19 protein-coding genes are annotated in these 21,398 nt (G+C 42.4%); 8 read left to right on the top strand and 11 right to left on the bottom strand.

The annotated features are described in order from the left end of the window. Positions 1–46: 46 nt before the first annotated feature. Positions 47–1,213, top strand: coding sequence for a YbfB/YjiJ family MFS transporter (locus MDMS009_RS01520; RefSeq protein ID WP_008289870.1), 1,167 nt, complete (start codon positions 47–49; stop codon positions 1,211–1,213). Positions 1,214–1,238: 25 nt separating this feature from the next. On the opposite strand, the gene MDMS009_RS01515 is transcribed toward MDMS009_RS01520, so the two are convergent. The 8 genes from MDMS009_RS01515 to mtoX all read right to left on the bottom strand — a co-directional run bounded on the left by MDMS009_RS01515 (position 1,239) and on the right by mtoX (position 11,088). Then, the gene (locus MDMS009_RS01515) at positions 1,239–1,748 is read right to left on the bottom strand and encodes a methylated-DNA--[protein]-cysteine S-methyltransferase (RefSeq protein ID WP_008289883.1); all 510 of its coding nucleotides are present in this window, start codon (positions 1,746–1,748) and stop codon (positions 1,239–1,241) included. Positions 1,749–2,040: 292 nt separating this feature from the next. After that, the gene (gene cysC, locus MDMS009_RS01510) at positions 2,041–2,766 is read right to left on the bottom strand and encodes an adenylyl-sulfate kinase (RefSeq protein WP_008289993.1); all 726 of its coding nucleotides are present in this window, start codon (positions 2,764–2,766) and stop codon (positions 2,041–2,043) included. A 236-nt stretch (positions 2,767–3,002) separates the two neighbouring features. Then, positions 3,003–4,745, bottom strand: coding sequence for a SulP family inorganic anion transporter (locus tag MDMS009_RS01505; protein WP_043887722.1), 1,743 nt, complete (start codon positions 4,743–4,745; stop codon positions 3,003–3,005). A gap of 90 nt (positions 4,746–4,835) precedes the next feature. Next, entirely contained in the window at positions 4,836–6,083 is a 1,248-nt protein-coding gene (locus MDMS009_RS01500) for an NAD(P)/FAD-dependent oxidoreductase (RefSeq protein WP_008290066.1), read from the bottom strand. 24 nt (positions 6,084–6,107) lie between these two features. Beyond that, positions 6,108–7,202 carry an MBL fold metallo-hydrolase gene (locus MDMS009_RS01495; RefSeq protein ID WP_008290076.1) on the bottom strand — a complete coding sequence of 365 codons (1,095 nt, stop codon included), beginning with the start codon at positions 7,200–7,202 and terminating at the stop codon, positions 6,108–6,110. 40 nt (positions 7,203–7,242) lie between these two features. Further along, positions 7,243–7,731, bottom strand: a complete 489-nt coding sequence (locus MDMS009_RS01490; RefSeq protein WP_008289928.1) for a TlpA disulfide reductase family protein — start codon at positions 7,729–7,731, stop codon at positions 7,243–7,245. A 13-nt stretch (positions 7,732–7,744) separates the two neighbouring features. Continuing rightward, positions 7,745–9,751: a cytochrome c peroxidase gene (locus MDMS009_RS01485; protein ID WP_008289834.1), complete on the bottom strand. Its 2,007-nt coding sequence runs from the start codon at positions 9,749–9,751 to the stop codon at positions 7,745–7,747. 17 nt (positions 9,752–9,768) lie between these two features. Next, entirely contained in the window at positions 9,769–11,088 is a 1,320-nt protein-coding gene (gene mtoX / locus MDMS009_RS01480; RefSeq protein ID WP_237700448.1) for a methanethiol oxidase, read from the bottom strand. A gap of 831 nt (positions 11,089–11,919) precedes the next feature. Between mtoX and gnd the strand changes: the two genes are divergently transcribed. Next, positions 11,920–13,386, top strand: a complete 1,467-nt coding sequence (gnd, locus tag MDMS009_RS01475) for a decarboxylating NADP(+)-dependent phosphogluconate dehydrogenase (RefSeq protein WP_008289984.1) — start codon at positions 11,920–11,922, stop codon at positions 13,384–13,386. Between the two features lie 214 nt (positions 13,387–13,600). On the opposite strand, the gene MDMS009_RS01470 is transcribed toward gnd, so the two are convergent. Beyond that, on the bottom strand, positions 13,601–14,524 hold the full coding sequence (locus tag MDMS009_RS01470; RefSeq protein WP_008289908.1) for a CysB family HTH-type transcriptional regulator: 924 nt from the start codon (positions 14,522–14,524) through the stop codon (positions 13,601–13,603). 211 nt (positions 14,525–14,735) lie between these two features. Here MDMS009_RS01470 and MDMS009_RS01465 point away from each other — a divergent pair, with 211 nt between their 5' ends. Both MDMS009_RS01465 and MDMS009_RS01460 read left to right on the top strand, forming a co-directional pair. Beyond that, positions 14,736–15,140 (top strand): hypothetical protein, encoded by a 405-nt coding sequence (locus MDMS009_RS01465; protein ID WP_008289947.1) that lies wholly within the window; start codon positions 14,736–14,738, stop codon positions 15,138–15,140. Positions 15,141–15,179: 39 nt separating this feature from the next. Then, a complete protein-coding gene (locus MDMS009_RS01460; RefSeq protein WP_008289881.1) occupies positions 15,180–15,587 on the top strand; it encodes a hypothetical protein in 408 nt (135 codons plus the stop codon). Between the two features lie 20 nt (positions 15,588–15,607). Here MDMS009_RS01460 and MDMS009_RS01455 read toward each other — a convergent pair whose 3' ends face one another. Then, the gene (locus tag MDMS009_RS01455; RefSeq protein WP_008289952.1) at positions 15,608–16,426 is read right to left on the bottom strand and encodes a CbbQ/NirQ/NorQ/GpvN family protein; all 819 of its coding nucleotides are present in this window, start codon (positions 16,424–16,426) and stop codon (positions 15,608–15,610) included. A gap of 5 nt (positions 16,427–16,431) precedes the next feature. Continuing rightward, positions 16,432–18,417 carry a nitric oxide reductase activation protein NorD gene (locus MDMS009_RS15710; RefSeq protein ID WP_008290037.1) on the bottom strand — a complete coding sequence of 662 codons (1,986 nt, stop codon included), beginning with the start codon at positions 18,415–18,417 and terminating at the stop codon, positions 16,432–16,434. A gap of 410 nt (positions 18,418–18,827) precedes the next feature. Between MDMS009_RS15710 and MDMS009_RS01445 the strand changes: the two genes are divergently transcribed. From MDMS009_RS01445 to MDMS009_RS15705, 4 genes are all read left to right on the top strand, one after another. Further along, entirely contained in the window at positions 18,828–20,006 is a 1,179-nt protein-coding gene (locus MDMS009_RS01445; protein ID WP_008290017.1) for a fatty acid desaturase, read from the top strand. Between the two features lie 71 nt (positions 20,007–20,077). Next, positions 20,078–20,440, top strand: a complete 363-nt coding sequence (locus tag MDMS009_RS01440; protein ID WP_008290005.1) for a group I truncated hemoglobin — start codon at positions 20,078–20,080, stop codon at positions 20,438–20,440. Positions 20,441–20,461: 21 nt separating this feature from the next. After that, the gene (locus tag MDMS009_RS01435) at positions 20,462–20,641 is read left to right on the top strand and encodes a (4Fe-4S)-binding protein (protein ID WP_036313217.1); all 180 of its coding nucleotides are present in this window, start codon (positions 20,462–20,464) and stop codon (positions 20,639–20,641) included. A 43-nt stretch (positions 20,642–20,684) separates the two neighbouring features. Further along, the gene (locus MDMS009_RS15705; protein ID WP_008289999.1) at positions 20,685–21,371 is read left to right on the top strand and encodes a glutathione S-transferase family protein; all 687 of its coding nucleotides are present in this window, start codon (positions 20,685–20,687) and stop codon (positions 21,369–21,371) included. The last annotated feature ends 27 nt before the right edge of the window (positions 21,372–21,398 follow it).

Genomic DNA, 21,398 nt, shown 5'->3' with positions numbered 1-21,398 from the left:
ACGTGATCAGGGATAGTGACACTACATTTCACGAACCCTTATCAAAATGCCAGATACAACAAAAATCAAAGTCCTGCTAGCCGGTATTTCAGCACTGATCCTTAGCGTTGGTATTGCACGTTTTGCCTACACACCCTTTTTGCCACTAATGCTTGAGCAAACTGAGCTTGATACTTTCTATGGTGGCTGGTTAGCGACGTTTAATTATTTAGGTTATCTAATTGGCCTATTACTAATCTCACAAATCAATGACTTACAGATTAAATTTAAATTTTACCGGGTGAACCTGATTGTAGCTTTTGTCACAACTGTGGCGATGGGTATGACCACGGATATTGTGATTTGGAGCTTGTTACGATTATTAGCAGGCCTGGCCAGCACCGCAGGAATTATTCTTGCCGCCGGGTTTGTGATGAGTTGGCTCAAACAGCAGGGATTCAAAGCACAGCTCGGGCTACACTTTTCAGGGCTCGGCTTAGGTATCGCGATACCGGGACTGCTTATCGTATTTATGAATCAACACTACAGTTGGGCCTTACAGTGGATCATCATGGGCTTTTTTGGGCTCCTCTTCTTTGTCCCTGCCTGGTTTTGGATGCCGGCGCCAGATAGAACATCAAATAAGCATTTTGATACCGTCAAACAGCCATCAAAGCGCTGGATGAATTTGATGATTGCAGCCTATTCCTGTGCGGGGGTAGGGTATGTGATCAGCGCCACCTTTATTGTCGCGATACTTGAAAACATGCCAGAGCTTCGAGGCAAAGGCGATTGGATATGGGTAGTTTTAGGTATCGCCGCTGTGCCTTCATGCATTGTCTGGGATAAAATTTCGACACGAATAGGTGAGGTGAAAGCACTTATTTTGAGTTACGGCCTGTTATTACTTTCAATTGTAATTCCAGCTACCAGTTCGACACTAAGCCTGAATATTATTGGCGCTTTGTTGTTCGGGGCAACATTTGCTGGCATTGTCAGTATGATGTTGGTCTACATGGGCCATAAATTTCCTGCAAACCCGGCCAAAGCGATGGCAAAGCTGACGATCTGCTATGGCATTGCACAAATTATTGCGCCGGCTGTTGCCGCACAGATTTCCAAAATTACACACACGTACACTGGCGCGCTGTGGTTAGCCGCCATAACAGTATTGTTAGGTATGGTATTACTCGGGTTTATTTACAAAGAAGAAACCCAAAGAGGTGTAAGCTGACTTGTCTTCAGTAAAAGCGCTTGAATCAGTGCTTATAAGCTCCGTGTGCTTCTCGTGCTAATAATTGTCGCTTTCGTTCCATGCCCCAACGGTAACCGGAAAGTGAACCATTTTTCCTAATAACCCGATGACAGGGAATAATGGCCGCCAATTTGTTAGCCGCACAAGCATTGGCAACAGCTCTGACCGCATGCGGTGAGTCAATTTGTTGCGCTATTTCAGTGTACGTAGCGGTTTTGCCTGGTGGAATATTCTGTAAGGCTTGCCAGACATGTTGTTGGAATTTTGTCCCGTGAATATCCAGTGACAGGTCATGCTTAGTATAAGGATCTTCAATGAGACTAATGACTTCTGAGGCAATACGCTCTTGGTCTTCACCTGCAGCAATTAATTCAGCTTGGGGAAACTGACTTTTAAGCTCTAAAATCAGCGGTTCAACTTCATCGCCAAGCAGTACTGCACATATGCCTAATTTCGATTGCGCGATCAGCACATGCCCGAGAGAACATTGTTTTAGCGTGAAAAATAACGTCATTTATTATCTCCATTAAGGCCTGCCATTTTGATTATAGGCGTTATTATGCCGTCTGTAATATGTCAAAAAATATCAGTTAGCAGTGTGTCGTAATACTACATAATGGCCATGACTTTATTGAAAATTTTCGCCACGTTGACATTGGTCTGTTTGTTTATAGCTAATTCAATGTAGCATTTTTGACATTGAATTTATTGCGATAAGGATGGCGCTAGGTCATATGACCTTCACTGAACTAAGCCTGTGCGTGTCTGCCAGCAGGGCAATAGTCGGGGCCCGGCTGGTCTGTAAGTCATTTAATGTAATGTTTCTTTACGTAGCTAGTGATTATTTTTACCGCTTCTTCAACGCTTAATAAGTCAGTATCAATGATGATTTCGGCATGTTTGGGTTCTTCATATACATCGCTTATCCCAGTGAAATTAGGGTATTCACCTGCAAGCGCTTTGTCATAATTTCCGTGAGTATCTCGTTTTTTACAGGTTTCAATATCTGCCTTGATATACACAACAATGTTGTTGTGTACCATTTTTCTTAATGCTTTTCTCGACTCACGATAGGGGCTGATGAAAGAGGCAACAGTCGAAATCGAATTATTTTGTAGTGTTTGAATCAGATGTCCGACTCTTTTTAGATGACGATTTCGTTCTTCTCTGGAATAACCAATATTCGGTATTAAATCGCGTATATCTTTCGAGTCTATTCGCTCAAGTGGGATGTGTAGCTTTTCTAATTCGACAAATACTGCATCGGCGATGGTTGTTTTGCCTGATGATGGCAGTCCTGTAAACCATAAGTTAAAAGGCGAAATTCTTTTTCGTCCCCATCTTATTTTATGCCATCCACGTTCATGGGCCCAATATAATGCTACTTTCAGTACGCTCTCAAGAATACCTGCAGCAATAGCGAGATCTAATCTTCCGAAAAACACATAGACTATAATTACTGTAGTCGTAGTGGCGAGTACTCTCCATGTGATTCCTTTAACGATCGAGCGGCTGTTTGTTTCTCTGAACATGTGTTTTTTAACTTTATGAATGTTTCAAATTAAGTTTGTAATAGCGATGGGCTGATGACATTTAGCAGATTACCAGCTGATGAAAATCTTGCCGTAGTGTAAACCATCAACCTGCTGCACGAACAGATTGGCTAACCTTAACATTTATGAGTGCCATCGATAATTCGATGCAAATTTTTTATTTGTTTTGAGAAAACACTTTATTATAGTTGGCTGCAGATAAGTAAATAGATGTTTTACTTAACAAAGCTTTTTACAGCATCAGATGTCTGGAAAAATATTTTCCCCGGTGATAGGTCGCTTACAAAATTTATTTTTTCAAGTATTTCTAAAACAGGCCCTTTCACCTCTGCCAGATTAAGCGTTGTGCCTTGCTGTTTTAAATTGGATATTAATTGGCGGAAATAGCTAACAGCCGTTGTATCAATATAGCTCACAGATGAAAATATCAGCACGATTTGTTTCGGACTGTACAGTTGATATTCATGTTCAATAAATTCAGAAATATAGTTGATATTGGCAAACGTGATATTTTCATCTATCCGTATCAATAGTAAGTCTTCCCATGTCTGCACTTTATGTCGTTTGATATTACGAAAATGGTCGGTGTCGTGAATTTTGCCAACGACTGCAATATGAGGTTTACTTGTTCTTCTCATATAGCTGAAGATAGTGGCTACAACGCCAAGCACAATGCCTTCTTCAATACCGAGAATTAACACGCCAAGTAACGTAACTAACTGACTGATACCGTCCGCTTTATCCGACTTCCATGTACTTATGATGGCCTTCACCTTAATAAGGGGGGCCACCGCAATAATGATGATGGAAGCGAGCACAGCTTTAGGAATAGATTCTAAAGTTTGTGAGACGCTCAGTAAGGCTGCTGCCAGCACAATAACAGCAATCAGCATTGCCATTTGCGATTGAGCGCCCGCCGCGTAATTGACCATGGTTCGGCTAAAACCACCGGCAACGGGCATACCGCCTGTAAAAGACGAGGCCAAGTTCGCTGCACCAAGACCAACTAGCTCTTGGTTTGTATCTAGCTTTTCATTTCTGACTGAAGCAATAAATTTAGCTATTGCGACACTTTCAACATAAGCAATTAAACTGATAAAAAACGCACTGGGCAAAAGGGCCAGCATATGCGCCAGTGATACATTTAGAAATTCAATGCTCGGAGTTGGCAGCCCTTGAGGAATTTCGCCCACAATCGCCACCTGATGCTCAATATCTAATGAGAATTGTGTCACCAGAATGATGCCTAGGCTAATGGATAAAAGCGGTGCCGATTTGGTGATAGCTGTAGCAATGGTTTTTTTGACTTTCAGTTTACTTAACAAGAAGTTGAGCGGTGAGCCCATTAAAAATAGTAGGGCAACTGCTAGCAGCCCCAATCCCATGGTTGCAGTATTGATTTGTATGCTTGGATCTATAAAGCATGCCTGTAGCGATTCACAGCTCGTTAGATCCAGGCCTAGCATTTTGGGTAACTGACTAAAGACAATAATGATGGCTGCGCCCGTAGTAAATCCGGTTAAAACGGGTTGACTGATGTAGTGCACGAGTCCGCCCATTCTAAGCATCGACATAAGACAGAGGATTAGACCGCCTTCAAGCGCTAAGATCATGGCATTTTGGACTGGTGTCCCTATCGCCACTACCTCGGGTGAGGCTAATGCGCTGGCAACCATAATAGCTGCGATAGATACCGGACCGACCGAAAGTACACGGCTGGTGCCAAGAACGACATAAAGCAAGGCGGGTAAAAGACTTGAGTATATACCGACCTCTGCGGGTAAGCCTGCGAGAAAGGCATAAGCAATACCTTGAGGGATCAATAAAATCGCCGTGATAATGCCCGCAAATATATCACTGTGGAACAGTTGTAGATTATATGTCTTAATCCAGTCCAAAACAGGGAGCCCATTTTTGAGTCTCTGTAATAAGGAAAGGGCAGGTGCTTCTTTTAGCATATGTCTTTAGTCTTATTATTACGATAAAGGTAGCCACGAAGGCTCTGAACTATCCACATGAATAAGTTGGCACCTGAATTAAGTTAATGTTTAATCTACGTATTTTTTTGCATAGCTGGCCTTGCTAGGTAAATCGAGACGACGCCCTTTGAGCATGATGTCCCAATACAACCAAGGGAGACCAATACGTTTTACCAACCACCAGATATAACGATTCTTTCGTGGATCCAGCATGGGGAAAGAAGGCGTGACCTCACCACCATAGGAAAACTCAGCCAGCATCACAGTCGAAAGTGAGGTGGTCAGAGGGCAAGAGCCATAGCCGGTGTATTTAGCGCTGAGCTGGTGTTTGTCGATAAGGTTGAGAATATTGTCGACAACAACGGGCACTTGTTTTCTGACAGCAGCAGCTGTTTTTGCATTAGTGGTACCAATCACATCGCCTAAACCAAATACATTGTCGTACTGAGTATGTTGCAGGGTTTCCGGACTCACATCGAGCCAGCCAGCCTCATTACTCAAGGGGCATTGTTTAATAAAATCAGGTGCACTTTGTGGTGGTGTCACATGAATCATATCGAAGTGTTCATCAACGAGCTGTGTATTTCCTAGGGAATCCTTAACTTCAAAAGTCGCTTTTTTGGCTGGACCATCAATTTCAACTAAATTAGAGGTGAAATGCGTTTTGATTCCATAGCCTGCCACGACCTTTTCAAGCTCCTTGGCAAAAAATGGCACGCCAAACATTCCGGGGCCAGCGTTGAAAAACTCCACACTGATATTCTTAAGACAACCATTTTTCTTGAAATTATCTGCCGCCAGATACATCGCCTTCTGCGGCGCCCCAGCACATTTTATTGGCATCGGCGGTTGTGTAAACAAGGCTCTTCCTGAGGTGATTTTTTGAACCATTTGCCAAGTGTATTCGACATGCTTGGGTGAGTAATTACAGCAAACACCATTCTGGCCTAAAGTACTTTCGAGACCTTTAATTTTGTGGAAGTCTAGTTGTAGACCAGGGCAAACAACTAAATAGTCATAGCTGATTTCACACTCTGTATCTAAATAGACTTTATTTTCATCAGGTGAAAAAGAAGCAGCATAATTTTTATGCCATGTCACACCCTCAGGGAGCAGATCTTTTTGCTGACGAAGCGTATTTTCAAACTTGTAAGCACCGCCACCTACCAAAGTAAACGCAGGCTGATAATAGTGCTCACTGGAAGGTTCGATAAGCGCAATATCTAAGGATGAATTTTGTTTTTTTAAGTCATTGACGACTGACGTTCCTGCTGCGCCACCGCCAACAACGACAACGTTATAATGGTTATTTTTCATATTTATCTCTCTCCCGTTAATTGTTTATAAAGCAGGATTTGATTCTTTCCAGGCTTCATAACCGCCACTCATTGACAAAACGTTTCTGAACCCCATTTTGGTCAAACTTGCTGCGGCTAGAGCAGAACGGTTTCCCGAACGACAGTACAAGATGATTTTGTTTTGGGGGTTTAACACTTTTTCAAGCTCTAGGATTTTGAATTCAAGCACGCCACGAGGTAAAAAGTGAGCATTAGGAATAGCACTCTCCTCGTACTCATTGGGTTCACGAATATCGATAAGGATCACGTCATCCTGATTCAACATACTTTCGACGTCAGAAGGCGTGATTTCTGAGATTTCAGTTTTTATTTGTGCCACTAACTGATTTGAGGTTAATAGTCTGCCGGTGTTAATACTTAAATTCACATCAGAAGCTTGTATTGCATCGTCTTCGTCGATACCACAGTAGCGATTAGCGGGAACAGCAATATCAATCAGTCTCGGCTTCGGCAGGTCTAAATTATTCATCATGGTGATGAACTCTTCGCGTGAGTTAGTCGATAGGCGAGGGTTGAGCTGCTTTTCCTGAAGTATTGAGCTAACTCTAAAGCCTTTATAGTCGTGACCTGGGTAAACCAGTGTTTCATCTGGCAGGCTAAATAGCTTTTGTGTGATGCTGTCATACAGCGTACCGGCGTCACCACCTTGAAAGTCTGTTCGGCCACAGCCATTGATTAACAAACTATCACCGGTAAAGAGCTTGTCACGCCATATGAAAGACATGCTGCCTGCGGTATGTCCCGGAGTCGCAATGGCTGTAATGGTTTCATTGTCACCCAGCCGAAACTTGTCACACTCTCGTATTTGGATATCGGCCAGTTTGGCATCACAAGCGTGACTGACACCAGTTTGGCAGTTCAAACGTTGTCGCAGTAAACCACTCGCAGTAATATGATCCGCGTGTACATGTGTTTCTAGAGAAAACTTCAAGCTGAGTCCATATTCAGCGAGCAAGGTTATATAGGTTTCTATTTCACTTTTAACGGGGTCAATAATCGCCGCTTCTGATGATTTTAAGTCAGCAATAACATACGTTAATGTACTGCTTTCTTTATCAAATAGTTGTCTGAAAAACATATGTATATCCTAGGTTGAGCCTTCAATATTTGTGTCGTAGTTAGTTAGATATCAGTGGTTGGATATCTTCGACGTTCCATTCCCTTGGTCCCATCGCTTTGTAAACCACATTACCTTCCGGATCGACTAAGTAACTCATAGGCAGAACGGGTATATCCCAGCCTTTTAAACTGGTATCCGGATCGCTGACAATAGGGAAACTAATACCAAAGTGCTTCACAAACTGTGCTGCCTCCGAATTGTACGGGCCAGCATGAATTGCGATGATTTCAAACTGTGTTTTGTCTGATTCGTCATACAGTTTCTGCATGTCCGGAAATTCTTTGATGCAGGGTGAGCACCAATGTGCCCAGAAGTTAACCAGCACATATTTACCGGAATAATCCGATAGGCTGATAGTCGCGCCAGAAGGAGACTCAAGTGTAAAGTTCTTAGCTTGTTCATTCGGCGTTACCGCAGTCATTATCATGTCATTGGCTGCAAACACGGATGTCGAGAGTAATAAAGTTGAGAGAATAAGTTTCATCATATGAGCCTCTGACTTAGTTTTTTGAGTGATCGCCAATCGGTGTGGCAAAGGAGTCTGAAATGATTTCGGCCACATTATCGCCATTCAGTGATTTTAAAAATGCCACCAGATCTTCCATCTCAGCACTAGTCAGGTTTAGTGGTTGAATGAGTGGAGATTGGATTTCATTTTTGATGCCGCCCTCATTATAAAAAGTGACAACCTCTTCCAATGTACCTAGGGATCCATCATGCATATAGGGAGCAGTGAGAGCGACATTGCGTAAACTTGGGGTGCGGTATTTCCAACGATCTGCCGGGTCTTGCGTAACTTCATAATGACCCAGATCACCTTCTTGTTGGTTACCAACGGATTTAATAATGTCATTTTTAACATTCACATAACGACCAGGCGCCACTTGAACGCGTTGTGATTCAGGATCTTTTCTCATCGCTCTTTCCCAACCGATGCCTGTGTTATGCAGACTGTTATCGGTAAAGAGAGCATGTTTTTCGGTAACGGTATGACAGGCGATGCACTGTGCTTTGCCGGCAAACAGATCAAAACCCCGAATGGCGGATGGCGGCATCGCATCCTTTTCCTTACCGTAATACCAGCGATCGAAAGGTGAATTAGCTGAGTTTAATGTTCTCTCATACGATGCAATCGCTTTAGGAATGGTTTCAAAACTGGCTTGTTGCCCATCAAATGCCGCTTCAAATAATCCGACATAATCTTCTAGATTGCGTAGTTTTTCGATCACCACTCCAAATGAGGGGTTGGCCATTTCATTTCGCGCCAGCATGGGCTGCCATACCTGATGCTCCAATGATGTTTCACGACCATCATGAAATAACTTTTTGAAATAAGCCGTGTTATAGATAGTGGGTGCATTTCGCTTTACTGAGCGGCCTTCAAAACCTACCGCAGTCAATATTTCATGATTGGTAAAGCCTTGCTCCGGAACATGACAAATTGCACAGGAAATCGTGTTATTAAGTGACAAGCGTCGGTCAAAGAATAACTTTTTACCCAGTTTGATTTTGGCTTCGGTCACTGGGTTATCTGCCGGTACCGGCACTTCAGGTAAACCCAGAGGTGGGTTTTCTACAAATTTGAGTAGGTCGGTTTCTTTACCTTGACGGTTTTGAATGCTCAGCGAATTAGTAATGTAGTTTTTACTTTCATAACCCGCTTTGGAGTCTCCTGCACCAATACGAATATTTTGCAGGTGCTGGTTCTGAGCGTTACTTTCATCGACACCGTATTCCATCATCAAGGTTTTAAGATCATTAATGATGATGTCTGGGTGGAGAAATGACACGCTGTAAATATTGCGTATTTTCAGATCCGGATCGATTAAAAATACTCGTAAGATGTGTGAGAAATTACCGTCATCGTCACCGGCGTCATCTGACTTGGGAATCACTGATTGACCATAGTCATCCAAAATCGGGAACAGCTCTTCTTCAGAGTGTGTGGTGAGATATTTCCAGTTTACGGTGTCAGTTTCTGGCTCATGATGCATTTGGTGATCACCATGCTGCATATCATGACCGTCATGACCCGAGGAATGGTCCATATCCATATGTTGATCATGTAAACCACTCTCAAGTTTTTTTAAGTGCTCAGGAGTGTCATAGGTCGGGTCAAAACTCATGCTCAGCATTTGTAAGTTTTGAGCGACAGTAGGGTCTTGCTTGGCAAGCTCCTTAATTCGGCTGAAAACGACATGGGTCAATGGACAGCCATTTAAATCGTCACAGCGGGTATACATAAAGTTCAGTAGCGTGTATTTGCCTCTGAACATTTCGTGATAAGACACGGTTTCATTATTGGTATCAATGACTTTTGCATTTTTGGCATAGCCCAGTACAGGTAGCTTATAGCTACCTGCACGGGGTGCCTCAAAGTCTAATTCACCATAACCGGGTGCAGGCAATATGGTCTGTGGGCCTGCAGCCCCATCAAACGATTGAACATTAGTCGAGAGGCTTATACTGAAAAAAATGCCTAATGTTATTTTCTTTAGATGTGTCATGGTGAACTATCCTTGAACTACTTCTCTTGGGTCAATGCTAATTGAGCGTCAGCATCACTTTCATGTTTGGCTTGTTTGCCATACAGTGAATACGCGCCAAAACGCATTTGATGAGCTCTACCTAATTTCTCTTTATAGAAATCAATATGGAATTGCTCTTCCATTGTTTTGGTTTCTGGATCCCAATGCATCAGTTTCATGAACTGAACATCTTTTTCACCTTTATGGTCCCAGTTAGCCAAAAGCGAAGTGGTGTAGTACAAACGTTTGTTATCCCAGCTTGATGAGACCATATTGATTTGCTCACCAATATACTGCTCATGGGCCAGTTTTGGATTGTGAGGATCGGTAATGTCGTAACCGCGAGTTGTACCGTCCATGAATGTATTTACCCAAATCATGGAATCATCACTCGAGATTGAGAAATCAACTGGCAATGGTACATCTGAAGGGTTAGCTACAGTGCCAACAACCTCTGCTTTCCAGCCACCTTTGTCATCTTCTTCAATCAAGACAATTTCAGCTGTTAAGGCAGTGATAGTGAAGCAGTAGTTATTTTCTGCACCCCAAGCACATCTGATTTCCAATGGTGCGCCTTCAACATCAAGAACCTGTTTAGGCTGACGTGTGTGTAAGTCCCAAACCACCATGGTGTTACCAAAACGTTTCATGGCTTCTTTGTCTTGCAGCATTTGACCAAAGTCCATCATGTAGTTTGACCAGCCGGTGAACGACGAAGTCAGCATCATGTTACGACGTGGTAATACCTGGATGTCATAACCGTAACCATCCGCATACTGGCCTGTTTTTTCAGCACCTTGCAGGTTGTCATCGGTAGGAATCCAATAGGTATCGACGTACTCGCCTTCATTGGTGTATTCAACCAATGCGGTACGACCACCATGGTCTTGGTTGTTTGATAATGCAGTCCACAGCATACGACCAGGTAGAGCGTAAGGAGTATGTGGGCCTACAACACCACCTGTTTTACTAACAAAGTCATCGATAGTTTTGACCAATGTTGGTTTTGCAGGATCTGAGTAAACATCAAAAATAAAGATTTTATTGGTATCTAAACCGCCAGCCCACAGGTATTTACGATCATCAGTAAAACCTGAGTGATGCGCTTCGTTTCGACCACCAACTGAGGTAACGTGACGAACTTTACCGTAATCATCAGCTTCTGGGTTTACGGATACTGTCACCAATTTATCCTGGCCATCGCCCAGACCTTCAACACCTAAAGTCCAAACATAAACAAAATCTTCCTGACCGGAAATTTTAGCCATGTAAGGGGACATACAGGTTTCGTCAGCACTAACTGTCGGTGCTGCCATAAAGAGTACAGAGCTAGCTAGAATAGGACTTAATATTCGTAGTGTTGGTTTTAGCTTTTTCTTAAGAAATTGAGTAACTTTCATTTTTCTCTCCTGTTATCTAATTACGAGTTAAATAATTTTTAACAACTTCGATGAAATTGAGGGGTAAGTTAGATAGATTTTTAGATAGTTATTTTTACTGTTGATTGATGATTTAGTCTTCTGGTTGATATTGATTAAATCGATATGAAGGTTTTCAGTTTAACTATTGGAAGACCACCACATTAACCACAGCTTGATAACGGATTCTCATTAATTGCTTATGTCTTCCCTCCATTCAGATATCAGCAAAACATATAAGAAAATCTTAAATCTATATATGACTTGCGATTTCTAGTTTAGTGTTTTTGTCATTGTGAGTATTTAGGTATATATACCTATATAGTTTTATCTATATATATAAATATAGTATCGATATTATTGTTGCTGTTACGAAACCAGTTAAACTAAGCCTGCAGCACCAAAACAACCATAATATATGCATGTAGCAGGTCTTTCCCTCTTTACAGGGTTCAGTTTCAAATAAAATTATATATTAGTATAAAGGATATACATATATAAATATCTATCAATAAAAGCTTAAAGAAGTAGTCATCATCAGATTAAAAGCTGTATCGATCTAAAATTTAAGGATCAGTCGTATTTAAAGAGGCCTGCATAAGCTTCCAAAACAACCAACCAATCTGATACGAGCCATGACAAAACCTAACAGCGAAACGCCCATCAAGATCATGTCTTTCAAGTCAATAAAATTTTTAAACGCATAAACAATAAGGTGAGTAGATAATTATGAGTGAAGTGGACAACCCCGCTAAGGCGGATATTGGTTTAGTTGGCCTTGCAGTAATGGGTCAGAATTTGGTGCTTAACATGAACGATAACGGGTTTACCGTATCGGTCTTCAACCGCACAACCAGCAAAGTCGATGAGTTTCTCGACGGCCCTGCAAAAGGGACAAATATTCTCGGATTTCACGAGCTGAAAGCCTTTGTCGAGAGCTTAAAAGCCCCCCGTAGAATCATGCTGATGGTGAAAGCGGGCCCCGTTGTGGACGCGTTTATCGAACAACTCGTGCCTTACCTCGACAAAGGTGACATTATTATTGATGGCGGTAACTCGCTGTATAACGACAGTGACCGTCGCACTCATGAACTGCACAAAAAAGGCATTCTATTTATTGGTAGTGGCGTCTCCGGTGGTGAAGAAGGTGCCCGTCACGGACCATCACTGATGCCTGGTGGTAATCATGCTGCCTGGCCTCATATCAAACCCATCTTCCAATCTATTGCTGCCCATGTTGATGGTGAACCCTGTTGTGACTGGGTGGGCAATGATGGCGCCGGTCACTATGTCAAAATGGTGCACAACGGCATTGAATACGGCGATATGCAGTTGATCTGCGAAGCCTATCAAATGATGCGCGAAGGCCTGGGCATGACGGGAGATGAAATTCAGCAAGTGTTTGCTGAATGGAACGAAGGCGTGCTCGACTCTTACCTGATTGAAATTACCCGCGATATTTTGGCTGTACGTGATGACGATGGTGAATTACTGATTGACCATATCCTCGACACGGCTGGTCAAAAGGGCACCGGTAAATGGACCGGCATGAATGCCTTAGATCTGGGTATTCCTTTGACATTGATTGGCGAAGCCGTGTTTGCCCGCTGTCTGTCAGCCCGTAAAGAAGAACGTGTTCGTGCCTCAAAAGTCTTACCCGATATTTCAGCGACCTTTGACGGTGACAAAAAAGAGATGGTCGATGCCATTCGTGATGCGCTCTATGCATCAAAAATCATTTCTTACGCCCAAGGTTACATGCTGATGCGTGAAGCGGCCGAGATTTATGGTTGGGAACTCAACTATGGTGGGATTGCGTTGATGTGGCGCGGCGGTTGTATTATCCGTAGCCAGTTCTTAAGCAAAATCCGAGATGCCTTTGATGTAAACCCGACACTTGAAAACCTGCTGTTGGATGACTTCTTTATCGGCGCTATTACCCAGGCTTTACCCGGCTGGCGTAAAGCGGTGGGAACGGCAGTAGCGTTAGGTGTGCCCGCGCCGACATTCAGTAGTGCATTGTCATTTTATGATGGCTACCGTAGCGAACGTTTGCCCGCAAACTTATTGCAGGCACAACGTGATTACTTTGGTGCTCATACCTATGAGCGACTAGATAAACCTCGTGGTGAGTTCTTCCATACTAATTGGACGGGGCGGGGTGGAGATGTGTCTGCGTCGACGTATGACGTGTGAGGGAAATTATTACTACAAATAAACAATTAATAAACAATATCTTACAATAATATTGTAATGTATTTTATATAAATTATTGCTGATAAAGTTTTTAGCAGTAACAGCGTTAATATAGGGGGCGCAGCCACTTTTACCTCACCGTAGATGCGGTGCAGCCCCCTTAAATAATGTATCTAGGCTTTGTCCCGAAAAAACTGCTGATATATCGAGGCGGTTAGGCTTCACTCGTTCTCGCTTGAATGGCCGCTTGTGTTAGGTGGGGAGCAAAACACTCAATAAAAGCATAAGTATAGGCACGTAAATGACCACCTTTGCGAAAACCGAGTAGAGTTGTACTTGGTCTAAATAAATGGCTTGCATCAAGACCAACTAAAGGGGTGTCTTTTTTCGTGTTAAACGCCATGCTGGCAATAATACCGATCCCCATCCCCAGCCCCACATACGTTTTAATGACATCTGCATCCGTTGCAGTAAATATCACATTAGGTTCTAGTCCTCTTTCCTTGAATGAGGCATCTTGTAATGCTCTGCCTGTGTAATCCATCATATAGGTCAAAATCGGGTATTTTGATACCGCTTCCAGTGTCAGTATCTTTTCTTTAGTTAATGGATGATTCTTTGGCACCACAATGGTTCTGTTCCAGTCATAGCAAGGGAAAGTGTGGAGAGCTGAATTGTGTTCTAAAGCTTCAGTCGCGATGGCGATATCTATCTCGCCTTCTGCAGCTAACTCAGAGATTTCTCTTGGCGTACCTTGCAGCATATTAAGGTGTACGTTGGGATAACGCTCTGAAAAAGTTTTGATCGCAGACGGGAGTGCATATAAGGCCTGCGTCAATGTGGTGCCTATCGATAAGGTGCCGCTCGCTTCATTGTGATTATCTGATGCAAGACAATGAATATTGTTGACGTCTTTTAATATCCTCTCGGCGATTTCAACGATGGTTTCTTTAAGCGGGGTAACAGCAACCAGTCTTTTGCCGCGACGCTCAAATATTTTTAATTTGAGCTCTTGCTCTAATTGCTGAAGCTGACTGCTAACGCTCGGTTGGGATGTTTTTAATACTTTTGCGGCCTCAGAAATACTCAAATTGTTTTTTACTATTTCCCGTACATACCTTAGCTGATGAAGTTGCATTGCTGATTAGCCTCTTATTTATTTTCCTGATATAGCTATAAGTTAATTTTAGCATAAAGAATAAGCAAGTTTGTTGTGCCGGTGTACAAGAAATTCACATAAAACAAGGATTTTTTAGCTGAGGCAGATACGTATATACATCTTGTCTGTCCCTATATAGTGTAAGTATATAGTGAAGGAACTTATAACTTTATCAGGGTGGAAAATAATCATGTTTGGGCTGGAACTCATTAAGTTTAAACGAGAACTCACACAAAACTTCTCTGATTGTTTTGCGACACTCAAAGATGAATTAGGTAACGTGCCTATAGAGATACAAAACGATGCATTTATTAATGGTGCCATTGTCGGGGTATGTGATGCTTATCTTGACCAGCAGCAGGTTCACAAAAAATCATCTAGAGCCCTTATACTCGATGCCGTATTTGAAGAAATATACCGACGCGAATCTGTACAAGTTCAAACAAAAGTAGATGACTGGTTTCAACAACAAGACAGTGCTTTTTTTGAAGGGCATAAGCAAGCATCTACTGGTATAGAACATAGTGCCCGGTTGAAGTGGTTATCAGAATTTGCTCAACAAAATTTTGAGTCAGCTAATAACTTGATTTTGTAGTTTGATTTACATTACAAACCACAACAGGGAGTAGAAGCCATGTTTGGATTATCAGTCATAAAACACAAGCGGATTTTAAAGCAAGCATTTTCAGACTGTTTTTTCCCCGTCACCGATGATCTGGGAAATGTGCCCGTTAGCATGCAGACAAGCAAAGCTATTACAGCCTCAATTATTGGTGTATGTCGCGGATATGGGGAAAGTCGAATTCCCCATGAACCGGACTTTGAGCTTATTGTTGATGCTGTATTTGAAGAAATATTCCGTCGAGAATCTGTACAAGTACAAACTTTGACTGAATCATGGCTACACGCTAGCGATGATGAATTTATGAAGTATTACTATCAAGCTAAGCATAAAGCCAAAAGAAGCGGGGATCTAAAATGGCTGCAGAAATTGGCATTGGCATCTTTTAAACCAGCACAGACGGTGGCTTTCCCACTATAAGCTCGGCTTTACGGTCGAGATTAAAACACCGTATCAATCATTTCATGCAAGAGAGTTTTGGTGTCATCATCATCGGTAATGGCATCGGCGATCCCACACTTGCAGGCCATATTTGGCTCAAACCCACGGTAAATTAGTTTCGCTGTATGCACCAATAAGCGCGTACTGGCGCCTTCCTCTAAACCATTGCCGACCAGGTTACGAGTCATATTGGCTAATTTAACCAAGAGTTCACATTGCTTTAAGTCTAGTTTTGACTCTTCATGGACAATAACACTCTCAATATCTTCAGCAGGGTAGCTAAAATCAATGGAGATAAAACGCTGTCGTGTGCTGGGTTTAAGATCTTTAACGGCGCTTTGATAGCCCGGGTTGTATGACATCGTCAGACAAAAGTCAGGTGAGGCTTTCAATAGTTGTCCTAATTTCTCTAAGGGTAAAATTCGCCTATCATCACAGAGTGGATGAATCACCACTGTTGTGTCCTTGCGAGCCTCTACAATCTCATCTAAATAACAGATACAGCCATTACGCACAGCGGTAGTTAATGGGCCATCTTGCCAGACGGTACTGCTATCTTTAATTAGATAACGTCCAACCAAATCGGATGTAGTTAAGTCGTCATGACAAGAAACGGCTATCAGTGGTCGCTTATGGTACCAACTCATATACTCCATAAATCGTGTCTTGCCACAGCCTGTTGGTCCCTTAAGCAGAACGGGGATATTTTCAGCTAAAGCAGTATTAAATATTTCTATTTCATTGGAAGAGGGCTGGTAATAAGGCTCTTTTTCAATAAAATACTCGGCGTTATTAATCGTTTTATTATCAGTATTCATGGGCTTCATGTCGTTAATTGCTTATAAATAGTAGAAATCTGGACTGGCAACATAGCGATGTCGGAAATTAACCGGTAACGGTTTTTGCCAAGCATATGTGGCAGGTAGTCAATGCACGCCTGATCAAAGGTTAATACGAATGGGTTCAAATAAAGCGCCTTGGCTTCATTGAATGCACGTCGTGTATCTTCTACCCCATAGTGGCCGCGGTAACTGTCAATATCGTCCGGTCTGCCATCGGTCAGAACAAATAAAATTTTTGTTTTAGCTTCGGCCTGATTCAATATTTTGCTCAAGTGACGAATCGCCGCCCCCATACGCGTATATTGTTTGGCTGAGAGATTAGCTATTCGCTGTTTGATGGTAGGACTGTATTTTTCTTTAAACTCTTTAACTGGATAGATATCGCATTGTTCACGTCCCGAACCAGAGAAGGCATAGATCGCAAATTGATCGTCTAACTTTGACAATGTTCGCGATAACAGCCAGGTCGATTGCTGAATAATTTCATTCTTCCAGCCTGCTGTTGAGCCGCTTATATCAACAGCAAACATAATCGCCACGCTACGGCTATTTTTATTGTTCCGTACGTAAACGTTTTGAAAGTCATCAGCATGTTTTGTTTTGTTCGATTTTGCCTCGACCCACGCATCAATATCAATCTCATCGCCGTCACTTTGATAGCGAATAAAGCGCTGCGTGTTGATGATCATGTCTAGGGTCTTTTTAATTTTATACTCAGAAAACCGGAGATCGGTTTTGTCCAGCGCATGAGTAGCATTCTCGTTATCGGAGATAGCTATTTCCTCAACGCGACACCAATCCTGACGGTACTGATTGAGTGATGTGTCCCACTCAGGATAATAATAAACACGCTTATTACTTTCTTCCTCGCGGCGCTTTTCTGCTTCTTGCTGATGTTGGGCTACTGTTTCATTGAGTTGCTCCCAAATATCTTGATGTTTGTCGGGCAAATTAGCTAAAGCTTCGGCGTTTGCGTTGTGTTTTATAGAAATGCGATCTGCCAGCTTATCTTCTGTCAGCGCATCCTCACCTGCATCAATATTGTTATTCATCAGGTTCATCAATACCGACTGGTTTTCACTATTCTCCACCTGATTAAGAATGAGTTTTTCTGGTGAAAAATCACCCTGATAGGGGAGTGAGTCAGATGAAAATGATGCAAAATCTGATTGTTCCATTATTGCCAAGGTATTGAAAACTGTGGTTTTTTCATCACCTTCGAAAAGCGACTCAGGGTAGTTCTCTACCGCTAACTTTTTGTGTATATCAACGATCTTTCGCCAAACCCCTGGAAACGTATATTTCAAATAATGGTTAATTCTTACTGTTTCGATAAAGGAAAACTGCTGCAGAAAGTCATTACCGTGATCCGCGATTCCTGACTGAAGAGGCTTGATAGCTAACAGGCTTTCACATTGAAGCTGCCCCAGCAGTTGAAACGTGATGACTTTATAGAGTGAAAAATTATCAGCGTAATTGTCGAAAGAACTAATAGATGCCGGTAAATAAAGCTGTTTACCATCCGTATATGCCTGTTGTTTAGATGATATATCCAAATGGCCAATCGTTAGCGTGTCTTGTGAGATGGTCGAAATAAGCTTTTCCAGTAGCTCTGCAACCTCTGAAAGTTGAACGGTGGTTTTATCTAGATTTGAAACAAAGTCACCGTATCCATTAATGAGGATTTCAGCATGTTCAAATTTTTGCTCCGACAGTGCTTGCTTAATCGTCTCAAGCCAATAACTGTGTTCCGATGTACTCATTGCATTTAATGCTGGTGCATAGGTCAATAATAATGCGTAAGCGTGACTAGCTGATAACTCAGCTACGCTGGCCAGCTGCGTAAGAAACTCCGACTGCAAAGCATGGCTAAGTGCTGCTATGCCTGTAACGGGCTCGATAATCTGCCGAGTATCGACACCATCAAGAATCAACTCGATACGAATTTTCAATTCTGTAGTACTCATTCCACCACAAGAGCCTGTCTGCTTTGACTCGAGAGAAAGCTGCTTTGTATTCCTTTGTGGCCCCAGCCAAGTTTTTAGCAGGGTTCGAATGAAACTCATGAGAAATGTCCGCCGTATAAAACCTATATATCAAAGGATAAAGGCATGTTTGTAGCAACGTGATAGGTATTTGTACTTACAGCCATAACACGACAAACAGACCATTATCTGTGTCAGGCGATACCGAATAGGCGTTTAAACAGAGGAGGAAAGTAGCGTCACATATGCAGTAGGGATATATACGTATATCAATAACAAATATAGAAACTTAAAGTTTTAGACAGTTGGAAATTTCAACTACTGCAATATGAAGGTAGTAACCCAACAAATAGAGAGAGTTTAATAAAAGCAGAAGGTGGAGGGAGTAAAGAATGAAGAAACTATTAATCAATATTCGTTATTTTATGGCGCCGATACTCATTTTAGTGAGTATGTTTGGTGTCATTTTGGGTGGTCCATATGTTTGGGCTGGTGTCGTGTTATTTGGTGTGGGCATTCTACTTGACACACTGAGTATGCCAATGCACACCAAAGGCGCAGGTTTTGATGAAGATGGTGAAACAAATGGCATTCCTGGATTACAGAATGCGGTTATGTACATCATGCTACCTGTGTTTGCACTTTTGCAGGTTGCCATGGCATGGCGGGTTTTCCAATATGTGAATGGTGTACCGATTGAGCCAGGCATGTTTATGGGGATTCCAATTCAAATGGGGATCTCTGGAGCAGAACTGATTGGCGCAACACTATCTACAGGTATCTTTGCAGGTATCGGTATCATCTATGGTCATGAGCTTGCTCATACTAAAGGCTTTAGTTTCGTCATCTCTCGTCTGATGATGGGCTTAAGTGGTTCAGCACATTTCTGTTATGCACATGTTTACAACCATCACTTGGAACTGGCTCATCAAGATGATCCAGCAACCTCACCCCGTGGACGTAGTATCTATCGCCACTTCTGGTTGTCACACATGGGTCAATCTAAGTTCCTGTACAAAATGGAACAAGCTCGCCTGAAAAAACTCGGTAAACCGTTTATCTCTCTGGATAACCGTTGGATCCGTGGTTACTTCATGAGCTTGCCAACTATGATTTTGTTTGCCTGGGCCGGTGGTTTGGTTGGTGTGGCATGTATGTTCGTTATCTGGACAGTGTCTAACTTTGAACTTGAAGCACTTAACTACATGGAACATTACGGTCTTATCCGTGAGAAAGGTCAGCCTATTGACTACCGTCACTCATGGGACAACGACAATATGTTCACTAGCTGGTTCTTCATCGAAATCGGTCGTCAAGGTGATCACCATGATCGTGGTGAAACACACTTCTGGGAACTGGATGAAGTTGGCTCACCTAACCCTGGCTGGGGCTACTTTACTGAATTCACCATGGCATTAGTACCACCTGTGTGGCATTCGGTTTACAAGAAAAAACTGGCTACATGGGATAGAGATTTTGCTTCAGAAGGTGAACGCGCAATTGCTGCACGTATCAACGCTGAAGTGGGCTATGAGGTCGAAGACCAACCAGGCTCTTACGCAAAAATCTAAAGCAAAACAGTTTGACTGGTTGGGGCTGAAAAGCCCCAGCCAAACAAACTAAACCTCTAGGAGACAAGTTCATGAGTGATGAAAGTTTATATGACAGATTGGGTGCTCACGAAGGGATATCCGCATTAGCAAGAACGGTTTTTAACAACCACTGCAGCAACGAAGTCATTAAAAACCGCTATGTCAAAAGTGACCCAGAAAATGTTGTACAAAAAGTCACCGAGTTCATGTGTGCAGGTTTCGGCGGTAAAGAAGAATACACCGGCGAAGATATGTTGACAGCACATACAGGCATGAACATTTCTGACGAAGAGTTCAATGCAGTTGTTGAAGATGTCATGAAAGCACTCGACACGCATGAAGCCGGCCAAAGAGAGAAAGATGAGATTTTGGCAGCTTTATGGTCAATGCGCGGCGAAATCGTACACGTTTAATCAACTGAAAAAGGTTAACAAATGAAAGTTAATTGGGATCAAAACGTATGTCAGCACGCCGGAGTATGCGTCACAAAATACCCATCGCTTTACAAAATCGAGGATGGTCAGTTTGTGATTACTATCGAAAATGCTTCCGACGAGTTGATTAGAGAAAGTGTTGAAAAGTGTCCATCTGGTGCACTGACAATCGAAGACTAAAACATTTTTAAACCTAACTATATAAAAAAATAGGAGAGAGAAAATGGCAATAGGTGATCATTTAGCAGACGTAAAAGTTCTATATGGTGTAGCAGGATGTGCAAACACAAGTAAATGTTTGTTCACGGCAGCTGAAAAAGGAATCGATATCGATGGACGCTCTGTAGATATCAATTCCGAAACTGAAATGGCAGAAATCTTCAAGATGTCTCCTTTTGGCACATTACCGGTATTAAAAGATGTTGATTTCTATGTCTACGGTATTGAAGCCATTCTGTCTTATTTAGATGACAAAGGCTTTGGTAACTCGCTGGTTCCTCGTAATGGCGTTGCAAGAGCACAACAGTATCAATGGGCACATATCGCTCAACATGTCTTTTCACCAGCAGTAAAAGCAATCAGTGAAGGCAGTGCTGACTCAGCAGCACTTGAGGCTGTCAAAGATGTACTTCAGAAACTGGATGATCAACTCAGTACACGTGGGAAGCGTGGTGATTACATCGTTGGTGATCTAAGCCTGGCAGATATTCATTGGGCACCTTATATCCATAACTGCTGTTTGTATGGTCATGAAGCACTTATCGATGCCTATCCAGCTGTGAAAACCTGGTGGTCGCATATGAAAGTGAGAAAAAGTACCAGCAAAGAAAATTATGTGGCGTACACCGTATTGCCATCGATTGACGAAATTCACAGTAACAAAATGCGTTCCGTCAGTATCAATGTCTAACGCATGCACGCACAACGTTCCATTTAA

This window comes from Methylophaga thiooxydans DMS010, from assembly GCF_000156355.1.
GTDB classification, from domain to species: domain Bacteria; phylum Pseudomonadota; class Gammaproteobacteria; order Nitrosococcales; family Methylophagaceae; genus Methylophaga; species Methylophaga thiooxydans.
The sequence above is the reverse complement of the archived record's forward strand: the minus strand, read 5'-3'. Positions and strand labels throughout refer to the sequence as shown.